The organism is Enterobacter cloacae complex sp. 2022EL-00981 (assembly GCF_028737495.1).
GTDB classification, from domain to species: domain Bacteria; phylum Pseudomonadota; class Gammaproteobacteria; order Enterobacterales; family Enterobacteriaceae; genus Enterobacter; species Enterobacter cloacae.
Window position 1 is genome coordinate 22557 of the sequence record NZ_JAQZRK010000011.1, and the last position, 19602, is coordinate 42158.

Here is a 19602-nt window from a genome sequence, read left to right on the forward strand (position 1 = left end):
AGTTACCAGCGTGGAATGGTGGTCGTCACATCCGCATTCTGCGCACGCTGGCGCAGGAAGTGATCCATCAACACGATTGCCAGCATGGCTTCTGCGATTGGCACCGCGCGGATCCCGACGCACGGATCGTGACGTCCTTTGGTGATCATCTCAACTTCTTCACCAGAGCGGTTAATCGTGTGGCCCGGCACGGTAATGCTGGACGTTGGCTTCAGCGCGATATTGGCAATAATCTGCTGCCCGCTGCTGATGCCGCCGAGAATGCCACCCGCATGGTTGCTCTGGAAGCCCTCTTTTGTAATTTCGTCACGGTTCTGGCTGCCGCGAAGCTGAACCACGTCAAAACCGTCGCCAATTTCGACGCCCTTCACCGCATTGATGCTCATCAGCGCGTGGGCAATGTCCGCGTCCAGACGGTCAAATACAGGCTCACCCCAGCCTGGCGGTACGCCGTCAGCCACCACGGTCACTTTTGCACCGATAGAGTCGCCCTCTTTTTTCAGGCCACGCATCAGCTCGTCCAGCGCCTCCAGCTTCTCAACATCAGCACAGAAGAACGGGTTTTGTTCAACCTGCTCCCAGTCTTTAATGGCCAGCGGAATGTCACCCATCTGGGTCAGGCACCCGCGGATCACGATGCCAAATTTCTGCTGCAGGTATTTCTTGGCAATCGCCCCTGCGGCGACGCGCATCGCAGTTTCACGCGCGGAGGAGCGTCCACCGCCGCGATAGTCGCGAAAACCGTACTTTTGTTCGTAGGTGTAGTCAGCGTGGCCCGGACGGAACACATCTTTGATGGCACCGTAGTCCTGAGAACGTTGGTCGGTGTTTTCAATCAGCAGACCAATACTGGTCCCGGTGGTGCGGCCTTCAAATACGCCTGAGAGAATTTTGACCTGGTCCGGCTCGCGACGCTGCGTGGTGTAGCGAGAGGTGCCCGGACGACGACGATCAAGGTCGTGCTGTAAATCGGCTTCGGTGAGTTCGATGCCTGGCGGTACGCCGTCAACGATACAGCCCAGTGCCAGCCCGTGCGACTCACCAAAGGTGGTCACGCGGAATATTTGTCCAATACTGTTTCCTGCCATCACGGCTCCGATGTCGTTATTTGTGTGTGAGCGTTGTGAAACGGGCCGAAGCCCGCTGGATTAATCTTTGTAGATGCTGAAATGTTCGCGCGCGTCGAGCAGCTGCGCTTTGGTCAGCATAAAGACGCCGTCACCGCCGTTGTCGAACTCAAGCCAGGTGAACGGCACATCCGGGTACTGCTCTATCAGATGTACCATGCTGTTGCCCACTTCACAAATCAGAACGCCGTCGTCGGTCAGATAATCCGGTGCGCAGGCCAGAATGCGACGGGTCAGCTTCAGGCCGTCAGAACCCGATGCCAGGCCCAATTCTGGCTCGTGACGGTATTCGTTTGGCAGATCGGACATATCTTCCGCATCCACGTACGGCGGGTTGGTTACGATAAGATCGTACTGCAGCGTCGGCAGGTCACGGAACAGATCGGAGCGGATAGGCGTAACATGGTGGATCAGCCCGTGTTCTTCAATGTTGTGCTCGGTTACCGCCAGCGCGTCGGTGGAGATGTCCACCGCGTCCACTTCCGCTTCCGGGAAGGCATAAGCGCAGGCAATGGCAATGCAGCCGCTGCCGGTACACATATCCAGAATGTGCTGCGGTTGACGGTTAATCAGCCCTTCGAAGTGGTTGTTGATCAGCTCACCAATTGGCGAGCGCGGCACCAGCACGCGTTCATCAACATAGAATTCGTGACCGCAGAACCAGGCTTTGTTGGTCAGATAGGCTACCGGAATACGCTCGTTCACGCGGCGGATCACACGCTCAACGATGCGGTGCTTTTCGCTGGAGGTCAGACGCGCGGTGCGCATGTCTTCCGGAATATCGAGCGGCAGGTAGAGAGAAGGCAGCACCAGTTGAACAGCTTCATCCCACGGGTTATCCGTACCGTGTCCATACCAGATATTGGCGGCGCTGAAGCGGCTAACCGACCAGCGCAACATGTCCTGTATGGTATGCAGCTCGTTTACTGCTTCATCGACAAAAATTTTATCCACTCTTTCCTCCAGGGCATGCTCGCATAATTTTCGGCGGCTAGTTTGCCATGAAGACGGCGATAAATCAGCAATGACGCATACCGCTTGAGGTTAAAAAATGCGTTTAGTCGGGTACACTATCGGAAATACGAGATGAGAACGACGAATGAAAAAGAAAACATCGCTCAGCGAGGAGGATCAGGCGCTCTTCCGTCAGCTCATGACTGGTACGCGTCAAATCAAGCAGGACACGATTGTCCACCGGCCGATGCGCAAAAAAGTCAGCGAAGTGCCGGTCAAAAGGCTATTGCAGGAGCAGGCGGATAATAGCCACTATTTTTCCGATGAGTTTCAGCCGCTGCTTAACACGCAGGGTGCGGTCAAGTACGTTCGCGAAGATGTCAGCCACTTTGAGCTGAAAAAATTACGCCGGGGAGATTATTCACCCGAGCTGTTTCTCGATTTGCATGGTTTGACGCAGATGCAGGCGAAACAGGAGCTGGGGGCGTTGATTGCCGCCTGTCGCCGCGAACATGTGTTTTGTGCCTGCGTGATGCACGGCCACGGTAAACATGTTCTTAAGCAACAAACGCCGCTGTGGCTGGCTCAGCATCCACACGTGATGGCGTTTCATCAGGCACCTAAAGAGTACGGCGGAGATGCCGCCTTGCTGGTGTTGATTGAGGTTGAGGAGTGGCAACCGCCAGAACTGCCCTGAAAACATGGCGGGAGGCATAGTTGCTCCCGCCTTATCGCACGTCACCTCAGATTGCTTTCGCCATCCGGAGATTGCATGGACTCATTTGCCAGTTGAAGACCCCTTTGCCGGTTTCGTCGAGGGTGACGTTGGCAATGGCGGAGGTTGTAAACATCGGTGGCGTCTCGCCCGGGCACAGTTCAGATACCAGATAGCCAACCAGTGGCAGGTGGGAAATGACCAGTGCAGAAGCGACACCTTCATTGCACAGCGCCTGCAGGTAGGCACTGACAAGGCCGACATCACCACACGGCGTGAGTTCAGGGAGAACATCCACGCTGGTCGGCAGGTTCATACACTCCCCTACCACATCCAGCGTCTGTTCAGCACGCAGGAACGGACTCACCAGAACGCGTTCAATGTCCACTTTTTGACCTTTAAGCCAGTTCGCCATCTGACGAGATTCGTCGCAGCCGCAGACGGTTAAAGGACGTACTGAGTCACTGGCGGCATCGAGTGCCGCGTCGCCGTGACGCATGATAAAAACTTGCATATTGCACCGCTTTTGTTAACCAGAATCACCGGCGTTAACTACCCGCGATTAATGCTTGAGGTAGAAAACCCGATGGCCGGGCATTGTGCCTGATCCATTCGGTGAATGAAACGCTGTTTTTTACCTCAATGGCGTAAGTATAGTCAATCTCTGTTTACAAAATCGCCAAATCAGATTCATTCACCGCCGGATTTACCCTTCTTTGACCTCAACTTACGAGGACAGTTTCCCTTGCTGGCCAAAATGTCTGGCCCCGTTCCGCCATCTGCAATAATTCGTCACAGGGTGTAAACCGGGGACCATACTGCGTGGCAAGACGTTGCAGAATCGCAACCACTTCACCCGCTCCGAGGGTGTCCATGTAACGGAACGGGCCGCCAAGGAACGGCGGGAAACCAATACCAAATACGGCGCCAATATCGCCATCGCGTGCGCTTTTAATCACCTGCTCGCCAAAACAGCGTGCGGCTTCATTAAGCATCATCATCACACAGCGTTCAGCACACTGAACGGCAGACAGTTTCGCCTGTCCGGTTGTTGGGATAAGCCCATAGACCGAAGGGTCGACCTGTTTCTTGCTTTTACGCCCTTTTGCACCGTAAAGATAGAAACCGCGTTCATTTTTTCTGCCTTTGCGATCGTCCTTCAAAATTGCAGAAACAATGTTTGCAGGCGGGCTAAAACGCTCGCCATATGCGGCCTCCAGCACAGGTATAATTTTAGTGCCGGTGTCTATTCCTACCTCATCCAAAAGTTGGATTGGGCCAACGGGGAAACCAAACTTGACCAGCGCCTCGTCGACATGTTCGATCTTCTCCCCTTCCACCAGCAGGCGCATCGCTTCGTTGATATACGGCGCCAGAATGCGGTTGACGTAGAAACCCGCTTTATCTGCCACGACGATCGGGGTTTTGCCCTGCTTTTTCGCCAGTTTCACTACCGTAGAGACAGTCTGCGGGCTGGTTGACGCGTGTGGAATAACTTCAACCAGCGGCATTTTTTCAACCGGACTAAAAAAGTGCAGGCCAATCACCTGCTCAGGACGCGCGGCTTTCGCTGCGATATCACCGATCGGTAATGAAGAGGTGTTCGAGGCGAAAATCGTGTGCGGCGCACAATGTTGCTCAACGTCCGCAACCATCTGCTGCTTAAGCGCCAGGTCTTCAAACACCGCTTCAATGACCAGATCGCGATGGGCAAAACCACGGTAGTCCGTAGTGCCGCTGATCATGGCCACGGTTTTATCCCGCTCGCTTGCCTTGATATGGCGGCGTTTAACCTTCCGATCAAGGTTCTGCCAGCTGTACTGCAGTGCGTGGTTAATCCCTTTCGGGTTGATGTCTTTGATACGTACGGGCAATTTGGCTTTGCTGGCTGTAACAAACGCAATGCCGCCGCCCATCAGTCCGCCCCCGAGAACGCCAACGGCATTGAGCGGCGCAGGTTCAGCGTCACTACCCGGATCTTTTTTAACGTCAGTGCTGGCAAAGAAGATGCTGCGCAACGCCTGCGATTGCGGCGTCATCGCCAGTTCACCAAAGGCTTTTGCCTCCGCGGCATAACCGCTGCTGCTGCCCTGCGACAACCCGGTTTCAATCACCTCAAGAATGCGCTTCGCCGCCGGATAGTTGCCTTTGGTCTTTTGTTCGGTTTTCTTGCCCACCATGCTAAACAGCAGCGCCCGCCCCAGCGGCCCGGCCAGGACGCGCTCACGCACCGGCAGAACACGTCTTGCCTGACGTCCCTTCAGCGCCAGCTTTACGGCGGCTTCCAGCAAAATAGAATGCGGAACGACGTCATCAACCAGCCCCGCTTTCAGCGCCTGACGGGCGCGCAGCTGTTTGCCGGTTAAGATCATCTCCAGCGCTGTACTAACGCCAACCAGCCGCGGCAGACGCTGCGTTCCACCGGAGCCGGGAAGCAGCCCAAGCTGTACTTCCGGCAACCCAAGAACGGTTTTCGCGTCGTCAGTACAAATACGACTGTGACAGGCCAGCGCCAGCTCCAGCCCACCGCCCAGGCATGCACCGTGGATCGCGGCGATCGCCGGGATCGGCAGCGAATGGATCTCCGCCATCACCTGCTGCCCCTGGCGCGCCAGATCTTCCGCCTCCTGCGCGCTTTGCGCCCGGGCGATCATGTTGATATCGGCCCCGGCAATAAAGTTGTCTGGCTTTGCCGAGATAAACACCAGGCCGCGAATCGCTTTGTTCTCGCGGATCTGCTTTAACATCTCGCGCACCTGAACGCCAAATTCCGCCTTCAGGGTATTCATCTTTTCGTCGGGGACATCAATGGTAATCACAGCCACGTTATCGAGGCGAACCGTCAGATTAAATGCAGATGCCATTGCCATTATTCAGCCTCCAGAACCATTGCTGCCCCAAGACCGCCCGCCGCGCAGGCGGTGACGAGGCCAAAACCGCCGCCACGGCGACGTAACTCATGTAATGTTTGGGTGATCATCCTCGCACCCGTCGCCGCAAACGGATGACCGTAGGCGATAGAGCCGCCCAGTACGTTAAATTTGCTTTGATCCACTTCTCCGGTGGCATGGGCGCGGCCAAGCACATCGCGAGCAAAACGTTCGCTGGCCAGTAGCTGGACGTTGGCCAGGGTTTGTGCGGCAAAGGCCTCGTGCATATCAATCAGCGTTAAATCAGCGAGGGTCAACCCTGCGCGATCCAGCGCCAACGGCGTGGACCAGGCCGGGCCTAACAGCATGTCCTGCCAGACGTCGATCGCCGTGAACGCGTAGCTGCGCAGATAACCGAGCGGGGTAAGACCCAGCTCTTTGGCTCGCGATTCGGTCATCAGGATAACCGCGGCAGCACCATCCGTCAGCGGAGTACTGTTGGCGGCCGTAACGGTGCCGTGTTTGCGGTCGAATGCAGGACGCAGTCTGGCATAGTCCGCCAGCGTCGAGGTGCCACGAATGTTGTTATCTTCCACCAGCGGTTCGCGGTAAGGCGGGATATACGCGGTCATCACCTCGTCGTTAAGCTTGCCTTCCGACCAGGCTTTCGCCGCAAGCTGATGGGAACGGTGAGCCAGCGCATCTTGCTGCTCCCGGGTAATGCCGTAGGTTTTGGCCATCTGCTCGGCGGTGTCGCCCATGCGCAGGCCGGTGGAGTATTCAGCCACCGCAGGTGGAACAGGCATCAGGTCACGAAGGCGTAAACGCGAGAAGAGCGTGAGTTTTTGCCCGGTGGTGCGCGCTTTATTTGCATCCACCAGAATGCGGGCCAGCTTTTTACTGACCCCTATCGGCAGCACGGAGGACGAGTCTGCCCCGCCGGCGATCCCCGCGCGAATGGTGCCCGCCATCAGGCTTTCGGCCACGTTTGCCACCGCCTGAAAGCTGGTTGCACACGCACGGCTGACGCTGTAAGCATCCGTATGCACGTTCATTCCGGTGCCAAGGACAATTTCTCGTGCAATGTTGGGAGCTTCTGGCATCTGAACAACCTGGCCAAAAACCAGCTGCTCAATGACGTCAGGCGGTATTTCGCTGCGAGCCAGCATCTCCCCCACCACCATTTTCCCCAGGTCAACGGCCGGTATGCCGTGAAACGCTGTCGCCTGACGCGCAAACGGCGTACGCAATCCACTGACAATGGCAATGCGGTCACCTTGTCGGGTGATAAGCGGTAATGCCTGACTCATAACATTCCCCTGTAAAAATTTTTTGCAAACATAAAGTGGTCTGACCTGATTAATAGTCTTAACCATTTTTTTACATTCAGCCAATTGGGGAAACGAAAAAATGCGAACTAAAACACAGAGAAGAAAAAAGAAAATGCCCCGGGATAAAAACAAAACGGTAACCCAGAGGTTACCGTTTTGAGTGTTTGCACCCTCACCCGTAGGAGAGGGCATCAGGCCGCGGAGATTAACGCAGACCGAGTTGGAAAATCAGCGTTTCAGCTTCGCAGGCGAAGACAAAGTCGATATCCAGCTTCACGCCGCCGTCCACTTCCGTGAAGGTGGACTTGATTTCACACGGATCGGATTCTACGTCGCGCGCGCGCTTGCTCAGCGCCGCCAGGGTCTCTTCCGCTTCGGCACGGTTGGTGAACACGCGGCTGTAAGAGGCGGTGCAATCGGAGTTGTCCATGATGGTACCAACATCCATACAGCAGCAAACCGGGGTTTCATCAGCACTGCATTTACTCATATCTCAATTTCCTCTGTATTCGCGCAGGACGCGAGATAAACACGATGCTGATATTTTACGCCCCGATGCAGACGCTCTCCAGCCGTTAATGGCGCAAAACGGGATAAGTGACCAATATCACACTAAAAAATGATCTAAAACAAAATTCGCCCTTTTGGGTGAGTCGTGATGGTCACATTTTTGCCAACCAGATCTCGTTTCAAGAAACATGTTTGAAAATATTAATAAACAAACTTGCAACATTCTAGCTGGTCAGACCTATACTCTGGCCACTGGTCTGATTTGTAAGTCATACCTCAGACCCTACACTTCGCGCTCCTGTTACGGTATGTAACAATTATTGAATAAAAATAACTCAATGAGGTTATGGTCATGAGCCAGAAAACCCTGTTCAACAAGACTGCGCTGGCAGTCGCAGTGGCAATCGTCTCTACGTCCGCCTGGTCAGCGGGCTTCCAGTTAAACGAATTTTCTTCCTCTGGCCTTGGCCGTGCGTATTCCGGGGAAGGTGCAATTGCTGATGATGCAGGAAACGCCAGTCGTAACCCTGCGCTGATCATGATGTTTGATCGCCCAACGTTCTCAGCGGGCGCCATCTTTGTTGATCCGGGTGTGGATATTACGGGCCGTTCCCCGAGCGGAGCCAGCCTGAATTCCGATAACATCGCGCCAACGGCATGGGTGCCAAACCTGCACTTCGTCGCGCCAATCAACGACCAGTTTGGCTGGGGTGCATCCGTAACCTCTAACTATGGTTTAGCGACCGAGTTTAATAACGACTACGCAGCAGGAGCCTATGGCGGTAAAACCGACCTTGAGACTCTGAACCTGAACCTGAGCGGTGCTTACCGTCTGAACAGTAACTGGAGCTTCGGCGTTGGCTTTGATGCCGTTTACGCTAAAGCGAAAATCGAACGTTACGCGGGCGATCTCGGCAAAATCGTTGCGGGCTCCGGCGCACTGCCGCCGCCTCTGGCACAACAGGTTGCAGGGATCCCGGCAGACACCCAGATCGCGTATCTGAAGGGTGACGAGTGGGGCTTTGGCTGGAACGCCGGTATCCTTTATGAACTCGATAAAAACAACCGTTACGGTTTCACCTACCGTTCCGAAGTGAAAATCGACTTTGACGGCGACTACAAGAGCAGCCTGCCTTCTGCTTATAACCAGATCCTCGGCACCTTCGGTCTGCCAATGGGCACCGATGGCCGTACCACTGGCGGTTCTCTGAGTCTGCACTTACCGGAAATGTGGGAATTGTCCGGTTATAACCGCGTGGCACCACAGTGGGCGATTCACTATAGCCTGACCTACACCAGCTGGAGCCAGTTCCAGGAGCTGAAAGCGACCAACAGCAAAGGCGACACGCTGTTCTATAAAGATGAAAGCTTCCGTGATGCCTACCGCATCGCACTGGGTACCACCTACTATATGGATGACAACTGGACGTTCCGTACCGGTATTGCCTTCGATGATAGCCCGGTTCCGGCTGACAAACGTTCTATCTCCATTCCGGATCAGGACCGCTTCTGGCTGAGCGCCGGTGCGACCTACGCATTCAACAAAGATGCCTCTGTCGATGCAGGTGTTTCGTATATGCACGGTCAAAAAGTCAGCTTCAAGGAAGGTCCGTATGAGTTCTCTTCCGAAGGTAAAGCCTGGCTGTATGGCCTGAACTTCAACTACGCGTTCTAATTCGCGCAGGGATCAAAAAAGGTGAGCATCGCTCACCTTTTTTATTTATTCCGAATCGATATCTTTTAATTCGTTCTCGATTGCCTTCGCGTTTGGATTCTCTTCCGGCTTCAGCTTGCCACCATTGGCAATAAAGTCATGATTCTGGAAGTAAGCTTCACGCACCATGATGTATGGATCGGAAGACTGACGCAGCAGACCGTCGGAATCGAGCAGTTGCGCACGTGTTTCAATCCCTTCTACCGTCCATTTACCAATCGACAGCGGCCAGGTCAGCCACGAAAGAACCGGATACAGCGTATCCACCATATCACCGCCATCATCACGCACGGTAAAGCTGCCATAGAACGGCAGATGAACGTACGGGCCGTAACCGACGCCATAATGACCCAGCGTACTCCCGAAGCGGTGCGGCTGTTCACGCTGCAGTTTCGGGTTCGCCATGCCGGCGACATCGATAAAGCCCCCCATCCCCAGCAGGGAGTTCAGGAAGAAGCGAGTAAAGTGCACCATCCCCTGATACGGATCGCCTTGCAGGAAGTAGTTGACCATCACCGCTGGCTCTTCAAGGTTACTGGTGAAATTGCTCAACCCGTTACGCGCAGGCTGGGGAACATAATCACGCCATGCAACCGCCACCGGGCGAACCACATAGGGATCCAGCACGTTATAGTTGAAGCTATACATTGAGCGGTTAAATCCTTCGAGAGGATCGGAGCGTCCCGTTTGCTCCCCGGAGCTGGCGCAGCCCACAAGCATCGTCGCGCCCAGCGCAAGCGCCGACAGCCGAAGTTTCATAAAATTCTCCCTGTTCAGTATGGCTATCGTTGATTGCCATCCGTAACGGAGCATTTGATGCTCCGTCTGTAAACGTGCAAGTGATTGTATCAGCACGTTTACCGATGTCTATGAGCACAATTACGGGCAGTAACCACCGTCACTCTGATCTCAGCATAGCCTGGCTTTTAGAATTCGTTTCGCTGGCAATTTTATAATGGCTTTGAATGAGATGTCTCACCTTTGTTGCCATTACCCTCACTTTAAGAGCATCCCCACGGGCATTTTGTTAAAAGCCGCTACGCTTAAAAGAAAGAACACCCAACTGGAGCGGTTATGAAAGACGTGGGCGAAGAGAAAATTGGCGAGAGCAATGAAGAACTTGAAATTGAGAGCGAGGAAAAAGAGCGCGGTGAAAAGATAGAGATTGATGAAGATCGCCTTCCCTCCCGCGCGATGGCGATCCATGAACATATCCGTCAGGATGGGGAAAAGGAGATGGAGCGCGATGCCATGGCCCTGCTGTGGTCCGCTATCGCGGCCGGCCTCTCAATGGGGGCATCGCTACTTGCGAAGGGCATTTTCCATGTGCAGCTTGAAGGTGTACCCGGTGGCTTTTTGCTGGAGAATCTGGGCTACACCTTCGGCTTTATCATCGTCATTATGGCCCGCCAGCAGCTTTTTACTGAAAACACGGTCACCGCCGTTCTGCCTGTCATGCAAAACCCGACTCTGGGTAACTTTGGCTTACTGATGCGTCTGTGGAGCGTGGTCCTGCTGGGCAACCTCATCGGCACGGGTATCGCCGCCTGGGCGTTTGAATATATGCCGATATTTGATGACCCCACCCGGGATGCGTTTGTGAAAATCGGTATGGATGTGATGAAAAACACGCCCGTGGAGATGTTCTCTAACGCCATTATCTCTGGCTGGATTATCGCGACAATGGTCTGGATGTTCCCTTCCGCAGGCAGCGCCAAAATTGTGGTAATCATATTAATGACGTGGCTGATTGCGCTGGCCGACACCACCCATATCGTGGTAGGTACTGTAGAAATCCTCTATCTGGTGTTTAACGGCACGCTTCACTGGAGCGATTTCTTCTGGCCATTCGCACTGCCTACGCTTGCGGGCAACATCTGCGGCGGAACCTTTATTTTTGCGCTGTTGAGTCATGCCCAGATCCGTAATGACATGTCTAATAAGCGTAAAGCCGAGCTGAAAGCGCAGGAAAATGATGAAAAGTCGGCAAATAAATCGGCCTGAATGGTGACTCTTTGAGCAGTCGGGCGGCAATGCGCTTAACGCAAAGTGTAAATAACGGTATACTCGTGCCGCCTCGTCCCCTTAGTTAAATGGATATAACGAGCCCCTCCTAAGGGCTAGTTGCAGGTTCGATTCCTGCAGGGGACACTTTAATAGTAAACATCACTGCGCTTTCCATAACTCCACGCAGTTTCGCCCCCGTCGTTTTGCTCCATACAACGCCTCATCCGCAGCCTGAATCAGACGTTCGTAGTCAGGATGACCATTAAACATGGCCGCCCCAATCGAAAGCGACAACGGTATCGGCTCGCCTGTCGGGGAATGAACCTTAATTTTTTCCACGCGTCGGCGGACCCGCTCGGCAATGCGCAGGGTATCGGCTTCGGTGATTTCCGTTAGCACAATCAAAAACTCATCTCCGCCATAGCGGAAGACATAGTCACAGGTGCGAACGTTGTCATAAAACGCCCCGGCAACCTTTCTTAATATTTCATCTCCCGTGTTGTGCCCCCAGGTATCGTTGATTTGCTTGAACTTATCGACATCAATAAGCAACACCGACAGCGGCGTACCAGAACGACTTGCCTGGGTAATTTCACGTTTAAAAATGGTTGGCAGGAAGCGACGGTTAAGCAGACGAGTGAGCACATCCACGCCCACCTCGTGCCGGGCTACCTCATCAAACAGCTCATGCAGCAGGGTCACGATTTGCGAGAAGGTCGTTCGCGTCAGTCGCAAAAATTGCACCTGTCGCAGTCTGTCGTGAAGGGCATCGTCTGTCTGACGAACGTCATGAAAAGCCGCGTCGAACTCCTGGATAAGACGAGAGATATGCCCTGCTTCGGCAATACCACTGAAGTAGTGACGTCCCTTATGACTGAACCACAGCCCAAAGTCGGACTGCCCGAGCGGCCGGCTATTGTCGATGCTGGAGTCCAGCATCACTTTATAAAGCAGCGACAGTTCCCACGTCAGTAATGCGGCGGTCTGCCGTTCCTTCTCGACTTCCGCATTTTCCATCAGCGAGAAGATTCGATAGTTCTCGTCCTCTTTTGCCGCATTGTTCTCGCTGAAGACATACGCGCGCGACATCACCTCCATTGCCAGATCAATGCTGTTAATGGCGTAGTGATAGATGCTTAACTTGGTCTCAGAAGGGTGTGGTGTGGCATTAATAAGGGGTAACAACAGCTTTTTCAGGATCCGAAAACCCATCTCAACCAGGTCGACTGATATACCTATTCGGGCGTGAACATCGGCGGCGCGCTGCTGAGCCCGCATCTGTTCATCAACCTGTTCAACCCGGCAGGAGAGAACATCAACAAGCCAACGGCGCAGCGCTTCCTGCAGCTGCCTTTCAACCTGCTCAGTGGTCAGAAACTCCGCTGCATTAGGGTCGGCCAGGACCACACGATAAAACTCCGTAATCAGACCAGAAGCATGATCGCTGGCCAGTTGCGCAGTAAGTTGATGAACGAGGGGATCCGTTTCATTGATTAACTGAATCCACTCATCCCTTACGGTTTGTAAATAGGTTTCCATTTACACCCTCCAGGGGAGATCGTTAGCTTGTCCGACGGGAATGAGCGCACGGATTCACCGTCTGGCATGCGTGATAATCAACAACAGCAACAAAATCAACACCCTTTCCAGGTGCCGCTTTTTTAATCAAAAACGAGTAATAGCACATATCGTATAACGGTGCTACATTACGCCGCCCACCCAACGTCAGCAGTGGTCAGGCAACGCCGTAAAGATCGGTAAAGCCTGCAACCATGACCTTGTCCAACGGTCTAATTGGCACGTGGTATCGCTTTATGCGTTACTTTCAAAGGCTTTACATAGGTTCACTATTTTGTCTCAACCCCACTTCAAACGTGCGTTTTTACACCCGCGTTACTGGTTTACATGGTTTGGTCTTGGCGTACTCTGGCTTCTGGTTCAACTTCCTTATCCTGTGATCCGCGTACTGGGCTCCAGGCTCGGCAGCGCATCCCGCCACTTCCTCAAACGTCGTGAATCTATTGCCCGTAAAAATCTCGAACTGTGCTTTCCCCAGTATAATGCGCAGCAGCGCGAAACACTGATTGCCGAGAACTTTAAATCTATCGGCATGGCATTGCTTGAAACCGGCATGGCCTGGTTCTGGCCTGATGAGCGCGTCCGCAAATGGTTTGACGTTGAAGGTCTCGAAAACCTGAAACGCGCGCAAATGCAAAACCGTGGCGTGATGGTAGTTGGTGTCCACTTTATGTCGCTGGAGCTGGGCGGCCGAGTAATGGGGCTTTGTCAGCCGATGATGGCCACCTACCGCCCGCACAACAGTCCGCTGATGGAGTGGGTACAAACCCGTGGTCGCATGCGTTCCAATAAGGCGATGATCAGCCGTAACAATCTGCGCGGTATGGTCGGCGCCCTGAAGAAAGGCGAAGCCGTCTGGTTTGCACCCGATCAGGACTACGGACGTAAAGGCAGCAGTTTTGCGCCCTTCTTTGCGGTTAAAAATGTCGCCACCACCAACGGCACGTTCGTGATTTCGCGTCTGTCAGGCGCCGCAATGCTGACCGTGACAATGGTGAGAAAGGTTGATAAATCTGGCTATCGTCTGCACATCTCACCGGAGATGGCAAACTATCCGGAAAATGAATGCGAAGCCGCAGCGTTCATCAATAAAGTTATCGAGACCGAAATTATGCGCGCGCCGGAGCAGTATCTGTGGATGCATCGCCGTTTCAAAACGCGGCCGCATGGCGAAGCGTCTCTCTATATCTAATGTGTAGAAAGGTTAGTTTCGCTAAGAAACTAACCTTTTCAATCACCTGTAATCACCCTGAGTAATTGTCTTTTCTTGTCGTCGCTCAACGTGGATTTATTGCGCTCTGAAATCAAACTGTCGCCGTTCCACGACACCCGTAAGTTACGGAAAGTATTTAAAAAAATGCCCCTTGTCACCCCTCATTTTTAGGCGTACATTAGCGCCGTCTGGCAACAGGAAAGCACAGAATTCTGAGCTGGAGTTTGCATCGTAACGGGATAATTCTCATTTCCGTCTCAGGCAAATGTCAGTTCTCTATAATCAGGTGGACTCTGTTTTTAAGTGCGTACCAGAAGATACGCGGAGCGATGAAACGTGAAATATTTCTTTATGGGCATTTCGGTGATTGTTTTAGTGTGGGCCGGAACCTTCGCCCTGATGATCTAGCGAAGAACATGCAGTCAAAAAAACAGGAGCCGTTGGCTCCTGTCTTTTTATGTCATTAAGATTCGTGCTGTTCAACGGCACTCTTTGATGCGAGAAGCCCGTCGGCGCGGAACATACTCTTGATGCCCCTCACCGCCTGGCGAATACGGTCGCTGTTTTCAATCAGCGCGAACCGTACATGGGTGTCGCCATAATCACCAAAGCCAATGCCCGGCGAGACGCAGACTTTCGCGTCCTGCAACAGCTTTTTGGCAAACTCCAGTGACCCCATCGCCGCGTAAGGCTCAGGGATTTTTGCCCAGACATACATTGACGCTTTCGGCATTTCCACCATCCAGCCAGCCTCATGCAGCCCTTTCACCAGCACATCGCGACGGCGTTTATACTGGGCGGCAATATCATGAACACACTGCTGATCGCCTTCCAGCGCGGCGATAGCGGCCACCTGCAGTGGGGTAAAGGTGCCGTAATCGTGGTAACTCTTAATACGCGCCAGTGCACTCACCAGCGTTTTGTTACCCACCATAAAGCCAATACGCCACCCCGCCATGTTGTAGCTTTTCGACAGGGTAAAGAACTCCACCGCCACATCACGTGCGCCCGGAACCTGCATAATGGAAGGCGCTTTCCAGCCGTCGTACACAATATCGGCGTAGGCTAAGTCGTGTACCACCAGCACATCGTAACGCTTCGCCAGTGCGACGACTTTCTCAAAGAAGTCGAGTTCTACACACTGCGCCGTAGGGTTAGACGGGAAGCCGAGGATCATCATCTTCGGTTTCGGATAGCTTTCACGAATCGCACGTTCCAGCTCGTTAAAGAAATCGACCCCTTCCACCAGCGGCACAGAGCGAACCTGCGCCCCGGCAATCACCGCGCCGTAAATATGGATGGGGTAACTTGGATTAGGCACCAGCACCGTATCACCATGATCCAGCGTAGCCAGCATCAGGTGCGCCAGCCCCTCTTTCGAGCCAATGGTGACAATGGCTTCACTTTCCGGATCGATATCAACCTGATAGCGATCCTGGTACCAGCGAGAGATCGCACGACGTAATCGAGGAATGCCGCGAGAGGTGGAGTAACCGTGCGTATCCGGGCGCTGGGCGACCGTGCAGAGCTTCTCAACAATATGCGCAGGCGTTGGGCCGTCAGGGTTACCCATGCTGAAATCGATAATATCTTCGCCGCGACGACGCGCAGCCATCTTCAGTTCAGCAGTGATATTGAAAACATAAGGGGGGAGACGATCGATACGCGTAAAACGGCGTTCAGGACTGAATTCAGCCATAGATTCCTCAGATTAACGTTAGCGCCCGGACCGTCCGAGCGACGCTGCCACCGATGTGGCGTGTTTAGAAAATAACCTGAAAAAAAACATGCTGTCGAGAGGTTAAGCAAAAAAAAGATGTCGCGTTAAAAACGGGAACCTTCAGATACCGAAAGCGGAAGCGTTCCTGCTTATTGTGCAATTTTAATACCCAGTCTTTAACATGATGATATCAAAACTGTTACCTTGTCGCTCTCCAGGAGTAAAAAAACTGGCATCTTCAGGAAGCCACTCTCAATCCCCTTTGAAGATTATGGTTTTTCCTCATTTGATAAACCCGACGGATAGCTGGTCAACAGGCGTCAGGTTTTTTATCATTGGGCTTTCCTCTTTTCGCTGGTCGACTCGTGCACGAAATATTCGATATGCTGCTGGCGGTTTTTGACCGTGCGGCATTAATGCTGATTTGCCTGTTTTTCCTCATTCGTATTCGCCTGTTCCGCGAGCTTTTGCACAAGTCCGCCCACTCGGCAAAAGAGCTGCTGGCCGTTACCGCTATCTTTTCACTGTTCGCCTTGTTCAGCACCTGGTCCGGGGTGCCGGTAGAAGGGTCGCTGGTCAACGTGCGTGTTATCGCCGTGATGTCCGGCGGGATCTTGTTTGGCCCCTGGGTGGGCATTATTACGGGTCTCATTGCCGGGACACATCGTTACCTGATAGATATCGGCGGCGTGACGGCGGTGCCGTGTTTTATCACCAGCATCATCGCCGGCGTCCTTTCCGGCTGGATTAACCGCAAAATCCCGAAAAAGCAGCACTGGCGCGCCGGGATCATCGCGGGCATGCTGTGCGAAACGCTGACCATGGTTCTGGTGGTCGTCTGGGCTCCCACCATCGCGCTGGGGCTGGATATTGTCTCTAAAATCGGCATTCCGATGATCCTCGGCAGCGTCTGTATCGGTTTTATTGTGCTGCTGGTGCAAAGCGTTGAAGGGGAAAAAGAGGCCAGCGCCGCACGTCAGGCCAAGCTGGCGCTGGATATCGCCAACAAAACGCTGCCGCTCTTCCGCCATGTTAACGCTGAATCCTTACGTCAGGTCTGCGATATCATCCGTCGCGATATTCATGCCGATGCCGTGGCCATTACCAATATCGATCACGTCCTGGCCTATGTTGGCGTGGGTGAGCATAACTATCAGGACAGCGATGACACCATCAGCCCCACCACCAGGCAGGCGATCAATTACGGTAAAATCATCATTAAAAACAATGATGAAGCCCACAGAACCCCAGAAATTCACTCCATGCTGGTGATCCCGCTGTGGGAGAAAGGCGTGGTGACGGGAACCCTGAAAATTTACTACTGCCACGCGCACCAGATCACCTCCTCCCTGCAGGAGATGGCCATCGGGCTGTCGCAGATTATCTCTACCCAGCTGGAGGTCTCCCGCGCGGAACAGCTGCGCGAGATGGCAAATAAGGCAGAGCTACGCGCGCTGCAAAGTAAAATTAATCCTCATTTTCTGTTTAACGCGCTGAATGCGATCTCCTCGTCCATTCGACTTAATCCGGATACCGCACGTCAGCTGATTTTCAATCTGTCACGCTATCTGCGCTACAACATTGAGCTAAAAGATGACGAGCAGATCGACATCAAAAAAGAGCTTTATCAGATCAAAGATTACATTGCGATTGAGCAGGCGCGCTTTGGTGACAAACTCACCGTCATTTACGATATTGATGAAGAGGTCAACTGTGTGATCCCAAGCCTGCTGATCCAGCCGCTGGTTGAGAACGCTATCGTCCATGGGATTCAGCCGTGTAAAGGGAAAGGGGTGGTGACCATCAGCGTGACCGAAAGCGGCAACCGCGTGCGGATTGCCGTGCGTGATACCGGCCACGGAATTGATCCTAAAGTCATTGAGCGCGTTGAGGCCAACGAGATGCCGGGGAATAAGATTGGGCTGCTGAATGTCCACCACCGGGTCAAACTGCTGTACGGCGACGGGCTGCATATTCAGCGCCTTGAACCGGGCACCGAGATCGCCTTTTATATCCCGAATGAACGCTCTCCCGTTCATGCGTCTACATCCCTGTTGCCTTAGGCCGGAGTAACCCGTGAAAGTGATCATTGTAGAAGATGAGTTTCTGGCTCAACAGGAGCTGAGCTGGCTCATCAAAACGCACAGTCAGATGGAGATCGTGGGCACGTTTGACGATGGTCTGGACGTGCTGAAGTTTTTGCAGCATAACCGCGTTGACGCCATTTTTCTTGATATCAACATTCCGTCGCTGGATGGCGTATTACTGGCGCAAAACATCAATCAGTTTGCCCATAAGCCGTTTATTGTCTTCGTCACCGCCTGGAAGGAGCATGCGGTTGAAGCCTTCGAGCTGGAGGCGTTTGACTATATCCTTAAGCCTTACCAGGAGTCGCGCATCGTCACCATGCTGCAAAAGCTGGAGGCCGCGTGGCAACAGCAGAACGCCCCTGTCACCGCAAGCCCCGCAGTACGTGAGAACGACACGATTAACCTGGTGAAAGATGAACGTATCATCGTGACGCCGGTTAACGATATCTACTATGCCGAAGCCCATGAAAAGATGACTTTTGTTTATACGCGGCGGGAATCGTACGTGATGGCGATGAACATTACCGAGTTTTGCAGCAAGCTGCCGACAGCGCATTTCTTCCGCTGTCACCGCTCGTTTTGTGTGAATTTAAACAAGATCCGCGAGATCGAGCCGTGGTTTAACAATACCTACATTTTGCGCCTCAAGGATCTTGATTTTCAGGTGCCAGTGAGCCGCAGCAAGGTCAAAGAGTTCCGCCAGTTAATGCACCTGTAAATCCCCTCTCCCGCAAGAGAGGGGCTGGGTTTTAGAGGATCTGACCGAGCACCTGACGCAGGTGGGCGCCCGAGCCAAGTAAACCCGGGTTGTCGTGCACAATCAGATAAACAGGAATGTCCTGCACGTAGCTTTTAAAACGTCCTTTGTCTTCGAACCCGCCGCGGAAGCCTGACGCTTTGAAGAACTCCAGGAAGCGCGGCACAATGCCACCGGCAATGTAAACGCCACCGAAGGTGCCGAGCGTAAGCGCCAGGTTGCCACCAAAACGCCCCATGATCACGCAGAACAGCGACAGCGCGCGACGGCAGTCGATGCAGCTGTCTGCCAGTGCGCGCTCGGTCACGTCTTTCGGCTGCAGATTTTCCGGCAGACGGCCGTCAGACTTCACAATCGCACGATACAGGTTCACCAGCCCCGGGCCGGAAAGCACGCGCTCAGCCGACACGTGGCCGATCTCAGCGCGTAGCTCTTCCAGAATAATGCCCTCTTCTTCGCTGTTCGGTGCAAAGTCCACGTGGCCACCTTCACCCGGCAGACTCACCCAGCGCTTATCAACATGAACCAGATGCGAAACGCCCAGCCCTGTACCGGCACCGTAAACGGCAATCGGCTTGCCTTCTACCGGTGCAGTACCGCCAAACTGAGTCAGGTGCTCTGGCTTCAGCATCGGGATGGCCATCGACACCGCAGTAAAGTCGTTGATGATTTCCAGATGTGCAAAGCCGAGGTTCTTTTTCATCTCGGCGATGGAAAATGCCCAGGTATGGTTGGTCATCGCGACCCAGTCGCCGGTAATCGGGCAGGCAATCGCGATACAGCCATCGTCAACGCTGACCTTGTGCTCTTCCAGATAGACGCGTACAACGGCCTCAAGGCTGGGGTAATCCAGCCCTGAATAGGTTTTCGCCTGGGAAATTTCACCGCTACTTACATCGCATAATGCCAGGCGCGCGTTAGTGCCGCCCACATCTCCTACCAAAGCATACTTTGTCATTCTTCTACTGCTCCGCTAAAGTCAGAATAAATCTTTGGAACACTGTAAATTCAAGGCG

The 19602-nt window shown here is 53.5% G+C and carries 17 protein-coding genes and 1 tRNA gene; 8 read left to right on the plus strand and 10 right to left on the minus strand.

Going from position 1 to position 19602, the window contains the following annotated elements; genetic code table 11:
- Nucleotides 1-2: 2 nt before the first annotated feature.
- Both aroC and prmB read right to left on the minus strand, forming a co-directional pair.
- Nucleotides 3-1088, minus strand: coding sequence for a chorismate synthase (aroC, locus tag PUZ33_RS11520; RefSeq protein WP_023619788.1), 1086 nt, complete (start codon nt 1086-1088; stop codon nt 3-5).
- Nucleotides 1089-1148: 60 nt separating this feature from the next.
- On the minus strand, nt 1149-2081 hold the full coding sequence (gene prmB / locus PUZ33_RS11525; RefSeq protein WP_013098152.1) for a 50S ribosomal protein L3 N(5)-glutamine methyltransferase: 933 nt from the start codon (nt 2079-2081) through the stop codon (nt 1149-1151).
- A 145-nt stretch (nt 2082-2226) separates the two neighbouring features.
- Between prmB and smrB the strand changes: the two genes are divergently transcribed.
- Nucleotides 2227-2778 carry an endonuclease SmrB gene (gene smrB, locus PUZ33_RS11530; protein WP_013098153.1) on the plus strand — a complete coding sequence of 184 codons (552 nt, stop codon included), beginning with the start codon at nt 2227-2229 and terminating at the stop codon, nt 2776-2778.
- A gap of 46 nt (nt 2779-2824) precedes the next feature.
- Here the strand turns inward: smrB and sixA are convergent, their stop codons facing one another.
- The 4 genes from sixA to PUZ33_RS11550 form a co-directional block, all read right to left on the minus strand.
- The gene (gene sixA / locus PUZ33_RS11535) at nt 2825-3310 is read right to left on the minus strand and encodes a phosphohistidine phosphatase SixA (protein ID WP_014832802.1); all 486 of its coding nucleotides are present in this window, start codon (nt 3308-3310) and stop codon (nt 2825-2827) included.
- A 208-nt stretch (nt 3311-3518) separates the two neighbouring features.
- Nucleotides 3519-5666: a fatty acid oxidation complex subunit alpha FadJ gene (gene fadJ / locus PUZ33_RS11540; RefSeq protein WP_058680699.1), complete on the minus strand. Its 2148-nt coding sequence runs from the start codon at nt 5664-5666 to the stop codon at nt 3519-3521.
- Nucleotides 5666-6976 carry an acetyl-CoA C-acyltransferase FadI gene (gene fadI / locus PUZ33_RS11545; RefSeq protein WP_058680698.1) on the minus strand — a complete coding sequence of 437 codons (1311 nt, stop codon included), beginning with the start codon at nt 6974-6976 and terminating at the stop codon, nt 5666-5668. The genes fadJ and fadI overlap by 1 nt, the downstream gene beginning before the upstream one ends.
- Nucleotides 6977-7202: 226 nt before the next feature.
- Entirely contained in the window at nt 7203-7487 is a 285-nt protein-coding gene (locus PUZ33_RS11550; RefSeq protein WP_014832805.1) for a YfcZ/YiiS family protein, read from the minus strand.
- A 372-nt stretch (nt 7488-7859) separates the two neighbouring features.
- Here PUZ33_RS11550 and fadL point away from each other — a divergent pair, with 372 nt between their 5' ends.
- Nucleotides 7860-9182: a long-chain fatty acid transporter FadL gene (gene fadL / locus PUZ33_RS11555; protein ID WP_014832806.1), complete on the plus strand. Its 1323-nt coding sequence runs from the start codon at nt 7860-7862 to the stop codon at nt 9180-9182.
- A 45-nt stretch (nt 9183-9227) separates the two neighbouring features.
- Here the strand turns inward: fadL and mlaA are convergent, their stop codons facing one another.
- Complete coding sequence (mlaA, locus tag PUZ33_RS11560) at nt 9228-9980, minus strand: phospholipid-binding lipoprotein MlaA (protein WP_013098159.1); 753 nt, start codon at nt 9978-9980, stop codon at nt 9228-9230.
- A 315-nt stretch (nt 9981-10295) separates the two neighbouring features.
- On the opposite strand from mlaA, the gene PUZ33_RS11565 reads away from it, so the two are divergent.
- Together PUZ33_RS11565 and PUZ33_RS11570 are read left to right on the plus strand one after the other, a co-directional pair.
- Nucleotides 10296-11225: a formate/nitrite transporter family protein gene (locus PUZ33_RS11565; protein ID WP_058651771.1), complete on the plus strand. Its 930-nt coding sequence runs from the start codon at nt 10296-10298 to the stop codon at nt 11223-11225.
- Between the two features lie 75 nt (nt 11226-11300).
- Nucleotides 11301-11372, plus strand: a tRNA-Arg gene (locus tag PUZ33_RS11570).
- Nucleotides 11373-11387: 15 nt separating this feature from the next.
- On the opposite strand, the gene PUZ33_RS11575 is transcribed toward PUZ33_RS11570, so the two are convergent.
- Entirely contained in the window at nt 11388-12767 is a 1380-nt protein-coding gene (locus PUZ33_RS11575; RefSeq protein ID WP_058680697.1) for a diguanylate cyclase, read from the minus strand.
- A gap of 313 nt (nt 12768-13080) precedes the next feature.
- Between PUZ33_RS11575 and lpxP the strand changes: the two genes are divergently transcribed.
- Together lpxP and ypdK are read left to right on the plus strand one after the other, a co-directional pair.
- On the plus strand, nt 13081-13998 hold the full coding sequence (lpxP, locus tag PUZ33_RS11580; RefSeq protein WP_058680696.1) for a kdo(2)-lipid IV(A) palmitoleoyltransferase: 918 nt from the start codon (nt 13081-13083) through the stop codon (nt 13996-13998).
- A gap of 357 nt (nt 13999-14355) precedes the next feature.
- Nucleotides 14356-14427 (plus strand): membrane protein YpdK, encoded by a 72-nt coding sequence (gene ypdK, locus PUZ33_RS11585; RefSeq protein WP_099458937.1) that lies wholly within the window; start codon nt 14356-14358, stop codon nt 14425-14427.
- Nucleotides 14428-14482: 55 nt separating this feature from the next.
- Here the strand turns inward: ypdK and alaC are convergent, their stop codons facing one another.
- Nucleotides 14483-15718 (minus strand): alanine transaminase, encoded by a 1236-nt coding sequence (gene alaC / locus PUZ33_RS11590; RefSeq protein ID WP_020690608.1) that lies wholly within the window; start codon nt 15716-15718, stop codon nt 14483-14485.
- 386 nt (nt 15719-16104) lie between these two features.
- On the opposite strand from alaC, the gene PUZ33_RS11595 reads away from it, so the two are divergent.
- Nucleotides 16105-17802, plus strand: coding sequence for a sensor histidine kinase (locus tag PUZ33_RS11595; RefSeq protein WP_032618314.1), 1698 nt, complete (start codon nt 16105-16107; stop codon nt 17800-17802).
- Between the two features lie 13 nt (nt 17803-17815).
- Nucleotides 17816-18547 carry a LytR/AlgR family response regulator transcription factor gene (locus PUZ33_RS11600; protein WP_013098180.1) on the plus strand — a complete coding sequence of 244 codons (732 nt, stop codon included), beginning with the start codon at nt 17816-17818 and terminating at the stop codon, nt 18545-18547.
- Between the two features lie 31 nt (nt 18548-18578).
- Here the strand turns inward: PUZ33_RS11600 and glk are convergent, their stop codons facing one another.
- Entirely contained in the window at nt 18579-19544 is a 966-nt protein-coding gene (glk, locus tag PUZ33_RS11605; protein WP_013098181.1) for a glucokinase, read from the minus strand.
- Nucleotides 19545-19602: the final 58 nt, after the last annotated feature.

What these genes read in the sequence shown, in the direction of transcription:
- aroC (WP_023619788.1), bottom strand. Translation starts at nt 1,088, where the DNA reads ATGGCAGGAAACAGTATTGGACAAATATTCCGCGTGACCACCTTTGGT.
- smrB (WP_013098153.1), top strand. Translation starts at nt 2,227, where the DNA reads ATGAAAAAGAAAACATCGCTCAGCGAGGAGGATCAGGCGCTCTTCCGT.
- sixA (WP_014832802.1), bottom strand. Translation starts at nt 3,310, where the DNA reads ATGCAAGTTTTTATCATGCGTCACGGCGACGCGGCACTCGATGCCGCC.
- fadJ (WP_058680699.1), bottom strand. Translation starts at nt 5,666, where the DNA reads ATGGCAATGGCATCTGCATTTAATCTGACGGTTCGCCTCGATAACGTG.
- fadI (WP_058680698.1), bottom strand. Translation starts at nt 6,976, where the DNA reads ATGAGTCAGGCATTACCGCTTATCACCCGACAAGGTGACCGCATTGCC.
- PUZ33_RS11550 (WP_014832805.1), bottom strand. Translation starts at nt 7,487, where the DNA reads ATGAGTAAATGCAGTGCTGATGAAACCCCGGTTTGCTGCTGTATGGAT.
- fadL (WP_014832806.1), top strand. Translation starts at nt 7,860, where the DNA reads ATGAGCCAGAAAACCCTGTTCAACAAGACTGCGCTGGCAGTCGCAGTG.
- mlaA (WP_013098159.1), bottom strand. Translation starts at nt 9,980, where the DNA reads ATGAAACTTCGGCTGTCGGCGCTTGCGCTGGGCGCGACGATGCTTGTG.
- PUZ33_RS11565 (WP_058651771.1), top strand. Translation starts at nt 10,296, where the DNA reads ATGAAAGACGTGGGCGAAGAGAAAATTGGCGAGAGCAATGAAGAACTT.
- PUZ33_RS11575 (WP_058680697.1), bottom strand. Translation starts at nt 12,767, where the DNA reads ATGGAAACCTATTTACAAACCGTAAGGGATGAGTGGATTCAGTTAATC.
- alaC (WP_020690608.1), bottom strand. Translation starts at nt 15,718, where the DNA reads ATGGCTGAATTCAGTCCTGAACGCCGTTTTACGCGTATCGATCGTCTC.
- glk (WP_013098181.1), bottom strand. Translation starts at nt 19,544, where the DNA reads ATGACAAAGTATGCTTTGGTAGGAGATGTGGGCGGCACTAACGCGCGC.